Annotated in this window: 12 protein-coding genes; 6 read left to right on the plus strand and 6 right to left on the minus strand. The window is 74.8% G+C overall.

All coding sequences use genetic code 11. The annotated features are described in order from the left end of the window. The first annotated feature begins 14 nt into the window (after nt 1-14). Nucleotides 15-764 (plus strand): lipoyl(octanoyl) transferase LipB, encoded by a 750-nt coding sequence (gene lipB / locus KIK08_RS20510; protein ID WP_214404822.1) that lies wholly within the window; start codon nt 15-17, stop codon nt 762-764. Between the two features lie 85 nt (nt 765-849). Here lipB and KIK08_RS20515 read toward each other — a convergent pair whose 3' ends face one another. The 3 genes from KIK08_RS20515 to lpdA form a co-directional block, all read right to left on the minus strand. After that, nucleotides 850-1740, minus strand: a complete 891-nt coding sequence (locus tag KIK08_RS20515; RefSeq protein WP_214404823.1) for a TIGR01777 family oxidoreductase — start codon at nt 1738-1740, stop codon at nt 850-852. Between the two features lie 100 nt (nt 1741-1840). Further along, nucleotides 1841-3715 (minus strand): 2-oxoglutarate dehydrogenase, E2 component, dihydrolipoamide succinyltransferase, encoded by a 1875-nt coding sequence (gene sucB / locus KIK08_RS20520; protein WP_214404824.1) that lies wholly within the window; start codon nt 3713-3715, stop codon nt 1841-1843. Between the two features lie 68 nt (nt 3716-3783). After that, complete coding sequence (gene lpdA / locus KIK08_RS20525) at nt 3784-5166, minus strand: dihydrolipoyl dehydrogenase (RefSeq protein WP_214404825.1); 1383 nt, start codon at nt 5164-5166, stop codon at nt 3784-3786. Between the two features lie 188 nt (nt 5167-5354). Between lpdA and KIK08_RS20530 the strand changes: the two genes are divergently transcribed. Further along, a complete protein-coding gene (locus KIK08_RS20530; protein ID WP_214404826.1) occupies nt 5355-5708 on the plus strand; it encodes an oxidoreductase in 354 nt (117 codons plus the stop codon). 395 nt (nt 5709-6103) lie between these two features. On the opposite strand, the gene KIK08_RS20535 is transcribed toward KIK08_RS20530, so the two are convergent. Further along, the gene (locus KIK08_RS20535) at nt 6104-7591 is read right to left on the minus strand and encodes a leucyl aminopeptidase (protein WP_308257761.1); all 1488 of its coding nucleotides are present in this window, start codon (nt 7589-7591) and stop codon (nt 6104-6106) included. 175 nt (nt 7592-7766) lie between these two features. Here KIK08_RS20535 and KIK08_RS20540 point away from each other — a divergent pair, with 175 nt between their 5' ends. Continuing rightward, nucleotides 7767-9026 (plus strand): APC family permease, encoded by a 1260-nt coding sequence (locus tag KIK08_RS20540; protein WP_214404828.1) that lies wholly within the window; start codon nt 7767-7769, stop codon nt 9024-9026. On the opposite strand, the gene KIK08_RS20545 is transcribed toward KIK08_RS20540, so the two are convergent. Beyond that, nucleotides 8992-9555: a TetR/AcrR family transcriptional regulator gene (locus tag KIK08_RS20545; protein ID WP_250557418.1), complete on the minus strand. Its 564-nt coding sequence runs from the start codon at nt 9553-9555 to the stop codon at nt 8992-8994. The two genes, KIK08_RS20540 and KIK08_RS20545, sit on opposite strands and share 35 nt — an antisense overlap. A 24-nt stretch (nt 9556-9579) precedes the next feature. On the opposite strand from KIK08_RS20545, the gene KIK08_RS20550 reads away from it, so the two are divergent. The 3 genes from KIK08_RS20550 to KIK08_RS20560 all read left to right on the plus strand — a co-directional run bounded on the left by KIK08_RS20550 (nt 9580) and on the right by KIK08_RS20560 (nt 12327). Further along, nucleotides 9580-9999, plus strand: coding sequence for an SRPBCC family protein (locus tag KIK08_RS20550; protein ID WP_214404830.1), 420 nt, complete (start codon nt 9580-9582; stop codon nt 9997-9999). Between the two features lie 47 nt (nt 10000-10046). Next, on the plus strand, nt 10047-11156 hold the full coding sequence (gene gcvT, locus KIK08_RS20555) for a glycine cleavage system aminomethyltransferase GcvT (protein ID WP_308257760.1): 1110 nt from the start codon (nt 10047-10049) through the stop codon (nt 11154-11156). 67 nt (nt 11157-11223) lie between these two features. Continuing rightward, nucleotides 11224-12327, plus strand: a complete 1104-nt coding sequence (locus KIK08_RS20560; protein WP_214404831.1) for a branched-chain amino acid aminotransferase — start codon at nt 11224-11226, stop codon at nt 12325-12327. A gap of 67 nt (nt 12328-12394) precedes the next feature. On the opposite strand, the gene KIK08_RS20565 is transcribed toward KIK08_RS20560, so the two are convergent. After that, nucleotides 12395-12652: adenosylcobinamide-GDP ribazoletransferase (locus KIK08_RS20565; protein ID WP_214404832.1), on the minus strand; the 258-nt coding region annotated here is incomplete at its 5' end.

Raw genomic sequence — 12652 nt, forward strand, 5'->3', positions numbered from 1 at the left:
GTAGCGTGAACGCCATGAGCACGGGTGAGCACCGAACCTGTCGCCGCGGCCCCGACCCCGTCCGGGTCGATCGGCTGGGCACCGTCGAGTACCTGGCGGCCTGGGACGCCCAGCGCGCGCATGCCGAGGCGCGCCGCGCCGGCACCGGCCCGGACGTGCTGATGCTGCTGGAACACCCGTCGGTCTACACGGCGGGCAAGCGCACCCAGCCAGAGGACCGCCCGACCGACGGCACCCCCGTCGTCGACGTCGACCGCGGCGGCCGGATCACCTGGCACGGCCCCGGCCAGCTGGTCGGCTACCCGATCGTCGCCCTGGCCGAGCCGCTCGACGTCGTCGACTACGTGCGCAGGCTGGAGGAGGCGCTCATCGCGGTCGTGGCAGGTCTGGGGGTCACCGCCGCCGGGCGCGTCGAGGGCCGCAGCGGCGTGTGGCTGCCCGCCGACGCCACCCGCCCCGAGCGCAAGATCGGCGCGATCGGGGTGCGCGTGCAGGGCGGGGTGACGCTGCACGGCTTCGCCCTGAACTGCGAGCCCGACCTGGGCGCCTTCGACCGGATCGTGCCGTGCGGCATCACCGACGCCGGGGTCACCTCGCTGGCGGCCGAGCTGGGCCGCCCGGTGCCGGTGGCCGAGGTCGTCGACCCGATGGCCACCGCCGTGCTGGATGCCCTCGACGGCCGCCTCGCGGTGAGCGAGCACCCCGTCGCGAAGGCCGACGCCCCCGCCGGCCTCGACCTGCGCCTGCACCCCGCCCTCGGCTGAACCCCGTCGAGAACGAACCTGTCGTGATCATTCCGGCCTGTCGATCACGACAAGTTCGTTCTCGACGGAGGGGCGGCGCGCGCGGTCACGATCCGACGGCGGCCGACAGGGCCTCGTCGATGCCGTTGTGCCGGAACCGGAATCCGCCGTCGAGCAGCACCCCGGGCCGCGCCCGCGGGCCGGTGAGGATCATCTCCTCGGCCATCTGCCCGAGCACCGCGCGCAGCGCGAAGGCGGGCATCACGAACGGCGCCGGACGGCCGACGGCGGCGGCCAGCGCCCGGGTGAACTCGGCGTTGGTGGCCTGCTCGGGACCCACCAGGTTGACCGGGCCGGCGAACCGGTCGCCCTCCAGCAGGAAGCGGATGGCGTCGATCTCGTCGTCCAGCGAGATCCACGGGAAGTACTGGCGGCCGCTGCCGATCCGCCCGCCCAGCATCACCGTGAACAGCGGCCGCAGCCGGCTCAGGACGCCCCCCGATGGCGACAGGACCGGGCCGCTGCGCAGCAGCACGACCCGCGCGCCCCCGGCGACGGCGGGCTTCGTCGCGGCCTCCCAGTCCTGGCAGACCTCGGCGAGGAAACCGGACCCGGCGGGGGACGACTCGTCGACCTCCCGGTCGCCGGTGTCGCCGTAGAAGTTGATGCCCGAGGCCGACAGCAGGGCCGGCACCCCGTGCTCGGCCACCGCCGTGGCCAGCACCTCGGTGGGCACGTTGCGGCTGTCGCGGATCTGCTGCTTGCGCGCCCCGCTCCACGGCCGGTCGCCGATGCCGACGCCGTTGAGGTTGACCACCGCGTCGACGCCGTCGAACGTGCCGGCGTCGATCCGCCCGGCCGGCGGGTCCCAGCCGCGCTCGTCGGGCGCGGCCGGCGCCCGGCGCACCAGGCGCAGCACCTCGTGGCCCGCCTGCCGCAGATGGGCGACGAGGCCCGTTCCGATCAGACCGGAGGAGCCGGCCACGACTACGCGCACGGCGTGATCCTCCCGAACGGGGCGCGCGGCCGCGACTCGGACCGGCGATGCTCACACGGACGCGCCCGCCGCACGGGCGGGCGCGTCCCTGCGATGAGCGCTAGAGCCCGAGCTCGCCCTCGAACGCGCCTTCCTCCAGCCGGGCCTTGATCGCCGAGACGAAGCGGCCCGCGTCGGCGCCGTCGACGATCCGGTGGTCGTAGGTCAGCGGGAGGTAGCACAGCGACCGCACCGCGATGACGTCGTCGCCGTCCGGGCCGGTGATGACCGCGGGCTGCTTGGTGATCGCCCCGGTGCCCAGGATCGCGACCTGGGGCTGGTTGATGATCGGGGTGTCGAACAGGGCGCCCGCGCTGCCGATGTTCGTGATCGTGAACGTGCCGCCGGACAGCTCGTCAGGGCCGATCTTGTTGGCCCGGGTGCGGGCCGCGACGTCGGCGATCCGCTTGGCCAGGCCCACGATGCTCAGGTCCTCGGCGTTCTTGATCACCGGGACGAGCAGCCCGCGCGGGGTGTCCACGGCGATCGCCAGGTGCACGTTGCCGTGGTAGGTGACCTGCTTGCCGTCCGCGTCGATGGACGAGTTGACCTGCGGGAACGCCTTGAGCGCCTCCACGGTGGCCTTGGCGAAGAACGGCAGGTAGGTGAGCTTGACGCCCTCGCGGCGCTCGAACTCGGCCTTCGCCCGCGCGCGCAGCTTGGCGACGCGGGTGAGGTCGACCTCCTGCACGGTGGTCAGCTGCGCGGAGATGCGCAGCGACTCGGTCATCCGCTGGGCGATGACCTGGCGCAGCCGCGGCATCTTGACCGTGGTACCCGGCTGCGGGCCGTCCGGGTTGGGCTTGGCCACCGCGGACGGGGTCTTCGGCGCCCCGGACGGCGCCGCCGACGCGGCCGCGGGGGCCGGTGCGCTGGGCTCGGGCTGCGGCTCGGGCTCCGGCTCGTGGGCGGACTCGGCCGCGGCCAGCACGTCCTGCTTGCGGATGCGGCCGCCGACACCGGTGCCGCTGATCGTGGACAGGTCGACGCCGTGCTCGGACGCGAGCTTGCGCACCAGCGGCGTCACGTACGGGGTGCCGGAGCGCTCGCCGTCGCCGGACTCCTCCGACGGGCGGGAGCCCTGCTCCTCGGTCTCGGCCACCGCGCCCTCGGTGCCCTCGTCGGCCTGCCCGGCGGTGTCCTTCGCGGGGGCCTTCCCGGTGTCCTTCCGGGCGGGCTTCGCGGGGGCCTTCGCCTCGGCCTTAGGCGCGGGCTCGGGCTCCGGCTCGGGCTCCGACTCGGCCTGGGCGTCGGCGTCGCCGATGACCGCCAGCCGGCCGCCCACGTCGACCGTGTCGTCCTCGTTCGCGACGATCTCCAGCAGCGTGCCGGCGACCGGGGAGGGGATCTCGGTGTCGACCTTGTCGGTCGAGACCTCCAGCAGCGGCTCGTCGACCTCGACGCTGTCGCCGACCTGCTTGAGCCAGCGGGTGACGGTGCCCTCGGTGACGCTCTCGCCGAGCTCGGGCATCGTCACCTCGGTGCCCGACCCGGTCGACTTCGCGGCCGCGCGGGGCGCCTCGGCCGGCTCCTCGGAGGCCGCCGGCTCGGCGGCCTGGTTCGGGCGCTGCGGGGCGTCCTCGCCCGGGTCCTCCTCCTCGGCGGGCGCGTCCGGCTCGTCGTCGGCGGACTCGTCGGCGGACCCGGTCGACTCGGAGGTCGACTCGTCGGACCCGCTGCCGCCGGAGTCGGCGGAGTCGCCGTCGCCGATGACCGCGAGGTCGCCGCCGACCTCGACCGTCTCGTCCTCGGCCGCGACGATCCGCTGCAGGACGCCCGCGGCGGGCGAGGGGATCTCGGTGTCGACCTTGTCGGTCGAGACCTCCAGCAGGGGCTCGTCGACCTCGACCTGGTCGCCCTCCTGCTTGAGCCAGCGGGTGACGGTGCCCTCGGTGACGCTCTCACCGAGGGCCGGCATCTGGACGGTGAAGGCCATGGCTGGTCGGAGCTCCTCTGTCGTGCGGTCGCGGGGTCTGCTGGGGCGGTTGTCCGCCAGCGGACCGGTCAGCTGTGGCTGTGCAGCGGCTTGCCGGCCAGGGCCAGGTGGGCCTCGCCGAACGCCTCGTTCTGGGTGGGGTGGGCGTGCACCAGTGCGGCGATGTCCTCGGCCTGGGCGTCCCAGTTGTAGACCAACTGGGCCTCCCCGATCAGCTCGCCGACCCGGGCGCCCACCATGTGGATGCCGACGACCGGACCGGGCGTGCCCTCGGCCCCGGACTTGACCAGCTTGATCGCGCCCTGGGTCTGCAGGATCTGGGACCTGCCGTTGCCGGCCAGGTCGTAGGTGAGGGTCTGGACCTCGCCGTAGCGCTCCTTGGCCTGCGCCTCGGTGAGGCCGACGGAGGCCACCTCCGGCTCGCAGTACGTCACCCGGGGGATACCGGCCTCGTCGATCACCGGCGGGTTCAGCCCGGCGATGTCCTCGGCCAGGAAGATGCCCTGCGCGAAGCCGCGGTGGGCCAGCTGCAGGCCGGGCACGATGTCGCCGACGGCGAACACGTCGGGCAGGCTCGTGCGCAGCCGCTCGTCGGTGCGGACGAAGCCGCGCTCCATCTCGATGCCGGCCTCCTCGTAGCCCAGGTCGGCGGTGTTGGGGCCACGCCCGACGGCGACGAGCAGCAGGTCGGCCTCCAGCTCCTCACCGGACTCCAGCGACACCGTCACCGCATCGTCGCTCTGCCGGGCGCCGGTGAACTTCACCCCGGTCTTGAACGCGATCCTGCGCCGGCGGAACGCCCGCTCGAGCAGCTTGGAGGCGAACTCGTCCTCGGCCGGCACCAGCCGCGGCAGCGCCTCGACGACGGTGACCTGGGATCCGAAGCTGGCGAACACGCTGGCGAACTCGACGCCGATCACCCCGCCGCCGAGCACGACGACCCGGTCGGGCACGTGGTCGAGGCGCAGCGCCTCGTAGCTGGTGATGATCCGGCCGCCGATCTCCAGACCGGGCAGGGTGCGCGCGTAGCTCCCGGTGGCCAGCACGACCTTGCCACCGACGTAGCGGTCGTCACCCACGACGACCGTGCGCGGCCCCTCGAACCGGCCGGAACCCTCCACCAGGGTGATCTTGCGGGAGCGGACCAGCCCCTGCAGCCCCTTGTAGAGCTTGGCGACCACGCCGTCCTTGTAGGCGTTGACGCCGGCCATGTCGATGCCGGCCAGCGAGCTCTTCACGCCGATCTTGTCGCCGTCGCGCGCGGCGTCGGCGACCTCGGCCGCGTGCAGCATCGCCTTCGTCGGGATGCAGCCGTAGTGCAGGCAGGTGCCCCCGAGCTTGTCGCGCTCCACCAGCACGACGGACATCCCCAGCTCCGCGGCGCGCAGGGCGCAGGCATAACCGCCCGACCCCCCGCCGAGGATCACCAGATCCGCGTTGTGCTCGGGCACGTGTGCACTCCTCACCGATCGCTGTCGTCTGCGGCGCGGTCGGGGCTGGGCGTCCGGCTGCGGAGCAGGTGCGGCAGGTGACGCCGCCTGCGGTCATCTTGTCACCTGTCGGGCGCGGGCGCGGGGGCTGGTCCGTTCGGGAGAAAATCGGGGGGTCCGCCCGTTGTCCGGTGCGGGAGGTGGCGGCCATGGGGTTGCTGGACAGATTCCGCCGCGGGCGCCCGGGCACGCTGCGCACGGGCGGCCGCGACGACGAGGCCCACCTGCGGGCCTGGGCCGCGGCGCACGAGGGCGTCGAGGCGTTCGTCGAGCCGCGCACCGCGGTCACCGATACGACGATGCTGCTGGTCGACAAGGACGGCGACCACACCCGCCGCCGCATCGGCGACCCCGACGCGGCCCGCAAGCTGGCCCGCTCGCTGGCGATCCCGATCTACGACGTGCAGCTCATCGGGTACCCGCAGCGGATGCGCGACCACGACGCGCGGCAGAAGATCCTGCGGGAGCAGGAGCGGCGGCGGGGGTTGGGCGAGACGGGCTGATCCCGCCGGTCCGTCGAGCAGGGGGTCGCCCCCTGCCGCCCCCTGCCGTCCCGTCGGTCCCGGTCCCCGGGCCGGGGTCGGGGGCGTCTTCGCAGGGGCGGTGGGGTCCTCGCAGGTGCCGTAGACCCTGCGAAGACCGTGGGGACCCTGCGAAGACGGCCGGGCGGGCGCGGGGGCGCCGTTCCGGCGTCACCGTCCGTGTCACCCACCCGGCGCTGCGAGGACGCCCCGCCTGCCCCGCTCGGCCGCGGAGCGGCCATTCCACTCCCGGCAGGGGCCGGCCCCCTGCTTGATCAGAGGTCGCCCGCCGCGTAGGAGCCGCCGGAGGTCCCTCAACAGCTCGCCGCAGGCGCCGCCGGAGGCCCCTGACGCGCCGAAGGCGCCTCGATGAGGTGTCACCCGTTCTCGGCGATATCAGCCAGCACCGCGAACAGCGTCCGCACCGGCACCCCGGTACCGCCCTTGACCGTGTACCCGTACGGCCCCCCGGCGTGGAACGCGGGGCCGGCGATGTCGATGTGGGCCCAGGCGAGGCCGTCGGGCACGAACTCGCGCAGGAACGCCCCGGCGACCAGCATCCCGCCCCAGCGGGCGCCGGTGACGTTCGCGATGTCGGCGACGCGGGAGTCGAGCTCGGCGCGCATGTGCCCGGGCAGCGGCATCGCCCAGCCGTCCTCGCCGGTGGCGCGGGCGAGGGCGGCGACGCGGTCGCGGAACTCGTCGCTGCCCATCACCCCGGCGGTGCGCATGCCCAGGGCGACCTGCTGGGCGCCGGTGAGGGTGGAGGTCTCGACGAGGTAGTCGGGGGAGTCCTCGGCGGCGCGGACGATGGCGTCGGCCAGGATCAGCCTGCCCTCGGCGTCGGTGTTGAGGACCTCGACGGTCTTGCCGCCGTACATGCGCAGCACGTCGCCGGGGCGGTAGGCGGTGTCGCTGGGCATGTTCTCGGCCATCGGCACCGTCGCGGTGACGGCGACGGGCAGCGCCAGCTCGGCGGCCAGCACGGTGGTCGCGATGACCGCGGCGGCACCGCTCATGTCCGAGGTCATGTGGTCCATGCCGGCGGCCGGCTTGATGGAGATGCCGCCGGTGTCGAAGGTGATGCCCTTGCCGACCAGTGCGACCTTCTTGCGCGGGGTGTCGCCGCCGGACCAGGTGAGCCGGACCAGCCGCGGCTTGCGCGAGGAGCCCTGGCCCACGCCGAGCACGCCGCCGAAGCCGCCCTCGGCCAGCGCGGCCTCGTCGAGCACCTCGACGTCCAGGCCGGCGGCCTCGGCGAGGGCGACGGCGCGGGCGGCGAAGCTCTCCGGGAACAGGTCGTTGGGCGGGGTGTTGACCAGGTCGCGGGCGCGGCGAACGGCCCGGCCGACGGCCGTGGCCCGGCGGAGCAGCTCCTCCTGGGCGTCGTCGACGGCGTCGAACAGGAACTCGACGCGCCCGACGGGCCCGCGGGCGCCGCCATTGGTGCGGTACTCGCGGAACGCGTAGGCGCCCAGCAGGGTGCCCTCGACGGCCGCGGCCAGGTCCGTGCGCCCGAGGGTGCTGACGGCGTGGGCGGTGCCGGTGAGGGCGCGGGCCGCGGACCCGGACGCGCGCCGCACCTGCTCGGCGGCGGGGGCGTCGCCGTCCTCCGGCTTGCCCAGGCCGACCGCGACCAGCAGCGGGGCGCCCAGCGTGCCGCGGGTGGGGATCTTCGTCACCTCGTCGGCCTTGCCGGTGGCGCCGGCCAGGGCCAGCAGCGCCAGCAGCTCGCCGTCGAAGGCCTCGGCGATCGCGTCGGCGCCGGGGGCGAGCGTGGGCGGCTGGTCGGTGCCGGCGGGGAGCAGGCCGACGATCACCGCTTCGGCGGTCGCGGTGGCCGGCGACCCGGTGCCGAGCAGCACCTCGGTGGACGCGGTCTGGGACGCGTGGGTGGACTCTGGGGCGGACACGGCGGCCATCTCACAATCGGTCGAGGGGCGGGGCTGGCGCGGTGAGAGGTACCGCGAGATCGCTTCGAAATGCTAATGACACCCCGGTGCGCCCGGATCGGGCAGGTTCTCCTGCCACCCTGACCCGATGACGTCCGGAGCACCGCAGCGCCGGCTCGGGACGACGGACGCCGTCGTGCTCGGACTGGCGGCCATGCTGGGCACCGGTGTGTTCGCGGTGTGGGCGCCGGCGGCGGCCGCGGCGGGGCCATGGTTGCTGGTCTCGGTGCTGTTGGCGGCCGTGGTGGCCGCCTGCAACGCCGCCTCCACGGCCGACCTCGCCGTCGCCCACCCCGAGAGCGGGGGCGGCTACGTCTACGGGCACGAGCGCCTCTCGCCGGGTGCCGGGCGGCTGGCCGGGGTCGCGTTCGTGGTGGGCAAGGTCTCGTCGGCGGCCGCGGCGGCGGGCGTGTTCGGCGGCTACGTGCTGCCCTCGCAGCCGCTGACGGCGGCTATCCCCGCGGTCGTGGTGGTGAGCGTGCTCAACAGCGCCGGGGTGCGCTGGACCGCCCGCGGGGCGTACACGCTGGTCGGCGGCACGCTGGTGGTGCTGTTGGCGGTGGTCGTGGTCGGGCTGTGCGGGCCGGGGTCCGAGGTGCCCGGTCCGGCGCCCGAGCCGGCGCCGGGGGTCGGCGAGCCGAGCGTGCTCGGCGTGCTCACCGCGGCCGGGCTGGTGTTCTTCGCGTTCGCCGGCTACGCCCGGATCGCCACGCTCGCCGGTGAGGTCGTCGACCCCGGGCGCACGCTGCGCCGGGCCATCGGCATCGCGCTGGGCGTGGCGCTGGTGACCTACCTGCTGGTGGCCGTCGCGCTGCTGGTGGGGCTCGGGACCGAGCGGCTGGCCGTGGAGCCGTCCCCGCTGGTGGTGCTGGTCGACGCCAACGGGGCGAACGCGCTGGGCGTGCTGGTGCGGGTGGGCGCGGCGGTCGCGGCGGGCTCGGCGCTGCTGTCGGTGCTGGTGGGGGTGAGCCGCACGACGGTCGCGATGGCCCACCGCGGCGACCTGCCGGCCGGGCTGGGGCGGATCGGGCGACGGGGCACGCCGGTCCGGGCCGACGCCGTCGGCGGGCTGGTGGCGGTCGCGCTCACCGTGGTGGCCGGGCCGGCTGCGGCGATCGCGCTGTCGGCCTGCTCGGTGCTCGTCTACTACGCGGTGATCAACCTGGCGGCGCTGCGGCTGCCGCCAGCGGCGCGGCGCTGGCCCCGCTGGACGGCGTGGCTGGGGCTGGTGCTGTGCCTGGGCCTGGCCGTGCTGCTGCCGCCGACGCCGGTGCTCGTCAGCGCCGTCACCCTGGCCGTGGGGTGGACCGCGGTCACCCTGCTGCGCCCCCGCTGGGGACGCGGCTGAGGAACGCCTCGGCGGCGGCGCGCACGCCCTCGACGTCGCGGGTGGCCAGCAGGTCGAGCAGCAGGCCGCGGGCGACGGCCAGTTGCAGGCGCACCTCGGCGCGGGCTTGCTCGCGCGGTGCCCCGGCGCGCACGGCCAGGTCGGTGAGCGGGTCGAGCCAGTCGGTCACGATGCCGTCCAGCAGCGGCGCCGCGTGCGGTCTGCCCTGCAGGGCCTGGCCGTAGAGCTCGAAGAACAGCCGCTCGGCCGGCCACTGCGCGGGGTCGACGAGGTCGTCCCAGAACCGCCGGGCCTGCTCCGTCGGCGTCAGCGTGGTGTCGGCCATGAGCTCGGCCAGCCGCGCGCGCTGGCGCCTCTCGACGGCCCGCACGACCTCGACGAGCAGGCCGTCGCGCGAGCCGAAGTGGTAGATGAGCATCCGGTGGCTGGTGCCCAGCTCGGCGGCCAGCGCCCGCAGGCTGATCTCGCCGACGCCGTGCTCGGTCACGTGCGCGACCGCCGCGGCCAGCAGATCGTCCCGGGCGCTCATGTACCACATGGTACGGTGTACCACGTGGTACATGAGGAGTACGTGGTCGTGATCGACGCCGCCCCCGCCGCGGTGGTCCCGGTGGTCCTCGACGTCGAGCGCTGGGCGGAATGGACCCCGTCGATCCGCTCCGCCCGCCGGCTCGACGGCGGTCCGCTGGCCGTCGGCAGCCGGGTCGTGGTCGCCCAGCCGAAGCTGCCCACCGTCACCTGGACGGTCACCGAGCTCGACGACGAGCGCGGGTTCACCTGGGAGTCGCGCGCACCCGGCGTGCGCACGCTCGGCGAGCACTGGGTCCGCGAGGTCCCCGGCGGTGCCGAGGTCACCCTGCGGCTGGTCCAGCACGGCCCGGTCGGCGCCGTCATCGCCCGGCTGACCCGCGGGCTCACCCGCCGGTACCTCCGCTGGGAGGGCGACGGGCTGGCCGCGCGGGTCACCGCCTAGCCAGCGGGGGCGACGGGCGCGCACCGGGGGCAGTAGCGTCCCCGCCCGTGGAGTCCGACCTGCTGACCAGCCCGCTGCACGACCGGCACACCGCCCTCGGTGCGTCCATGGGTGCCTTCGGCGGCTGGTCGATGCCGCTGTCCTACCCGGACGGCACCGTCGCCGAGCACACCGCGGTGCGCACCGCCGTCGGCGTGTTCGACGTCAGCCACCTGGGCAAGCTGTCGATCGCCGGGCCGGGCGCCGCGGCGTTCGTCGACCGGTGCTTCTCGGCGGACATGGGCCGGATCGAGCCCGGCCAGGCGCAGTACAACCTGGTCTGCACCGACACCGGCGGCGTCGTCGACGACGTGATCGTCTACCTGGTCGACGCCGACGACGTGCTGGTCCTGCCGAACGCGGCCAACGCCGCCGAGGTGGCCCGCCTGCTGCGCGCCGAGGCACCGGCCGGCGTCGAGGTGCTCGACCGCCACCGCGACCTGGCCGTGCTGGCCGTGCAGGGGCCGCGCTCGCCGGAGCTGGTGGGCGACCTGCTCGGACCGCTCAACGGGCGCAACGTCGTCGAGGCGCTGGGCTACATGGCGTTCACCGTCGCCGACGACGTGTGGGTGTGCCGCACCGGCTACACGGGGGAGCGGGGCTACGAGCTGATCGTGCCGGCCGCGCGGGCGGGCGAGGTGTGGGACGCGCTGCTGGCCGGCGCCCAGCGGGTCGGTGGGCGGCCCGCCGGCCTGGCCGCGCGCGACACGCTGCGCACGGAGATGGGCTACCCGCTGCACGGCCAGGAGCTGACCACCGCGATCTCGCCGCTGCAGGCGGGCAGCAGCTGGGCCGTGGGCTGGTCCAAGCCGGCGTTCTGGGGTCGGGAGGCGCTGCTGGCCGAGAAGCAGGCCGGCCCGGCGCGGCGGCTGCGCGGGCTGCGGGCCACCGGGCGCGGCGTGCCCCGGGCCGGCATGGACGTGCTGTCCGGGGGGAAGCGCGTGGGCGTGACCACGTCGGGGACGTTCTCGCCGACGCTGCGCACCGGGATCGCCCTGGCGTTGATCGACTCCGACGCCGGGGTCGGCGTCGACGACCAGGTCGTGGTCGACGTGCGGGGACGCGAACTGGCCTGCACCGTGGTGAAGCCGCCGTTCGTGCCGTCCCACGTGCGATGAGGCCGGCCACCGCCGGGCGGGGTTGCTGGGACGTCCGACTGTTGCCCTCCCGGGTACCGTTCACCCCATGAGCGCGCAGTTCTCCCGGACGCCCCATCCCTCCCCGGTGCCGGCCGTCCGGCGCGCGGAGATCGTGGCCGCGCCGGGCTTCGGTCGGTACTTCACCGACCACATGGTCACCATCAAGTGGGCGGAAGGACGGGGCTGGTACGACGCGGCGGTGGTGCCCTACGGCCCCATCGCGCTCGACCCGGCCACCGCCGTGCTGCACTACGGCCAGGAGATCTTCGAGGGGCTCAAGGCCTACCAGCAGCCCGACGGCTCGGTCGCGTCGTTCCGCCCCGCCGAGAACGCGGCCCGGTTCCGGTCGTCGGCGGTGCGGCTGGGCATGCCGCAGCTGCCCGACGAGCTGTTCCTCGGCTCGCTGTCCGAGCTGCTGACCGCCGACCGGGCCTGGATGCCCCCGGCCGGCGGCGAGGAGTCGATGTACCTGCGTCCGTTCCTCATCGCCACCGAGGTCGGCCTGGGCGTGAAGCCGTCGTCGGAGTACCTCTACATGCTCATCGCCTCCCCGGCCGGCGCGTACTTCCCGGGCGGGGTCAAGCCGGTGGACGTCTGGCTGTGCACCGACTACACGCGCGCGGCCCCCGGCGGCACCGGCACCGCCAAGTGCGGCGGCAACTACGCGGCGTCCCTCCTGCCGCAGGCCCAGGCCGCCGAGCACGGCTGCCAGCAGGTCGCCTACCTCGACGCCGCCGAGCGGAAGTGGGTCGAGGAGATGGGCGGGATGAACCTGTTCTACGTCCTCGGCTCGGGTGATTCGGTCGAGGTGGTCACCCCGGAGCTGTCGGGCAGCATCCTGGCCGGCATCACCCGCGACTCGTTGCTCGTGCTGGCCAAGGAGCTGGGCTGCCAGGTCACCGAGCGCAGGATCTCGGCCCAGGAGTGGCTGGAGGGCTGCGCCGACGGCCGGATCACCGAGGTGTTCGCCTGCGGTACGGCCGCGGTGATCACGCCGGTCGGTCGGGTCAAGCACAACGACGGCGAGGTCGTCGTCGGCGACGGCGCCACCGGCCCGGTCACCGCCCGGCTGCGCGAGCTGCTGACCGCCATCCAGCGCGGCTCCGCCCCCGACACGCACTCCTGGATGCGCACCCTCGTCCCGGCCTGACCCCGTCGAGAACGACCTTGCTGTCGATTGGACCGGTCCAAACTGACGACGACGTCGTTCTCGACGGTCAGGTGGTGGAGAGGACGACCAGGGCCGCGGTGGTCGCGAGCTCGGTGGCGGCGCCCAGCACGTCGCCGGTGACCCCGCCGAAGCGGCGGGCGGTGTGCCACGACAGCACCACGACCAGCGCGGCGCCCAGCGCGACGGCCACGGGGGCCCGCCACCCGAGCACCGGCGCGCCCGCGGCGGCCAGGCCCGCCCACCACAGCACCGCGACCCACCACGGCTGGGAACCCGCCACCTGCGCGCCCAGGCCACCGGGGCG

It is taken from the genome of Pseudonocardia lacus (assembly GCF_018531445.1).
Lineage (GTDB): Bacteria > Actinomycetota > Actinomycetes > Mycobacteriales > Pseudonocardiaceae > Pseudonocardia > Pseudonocardia lacus.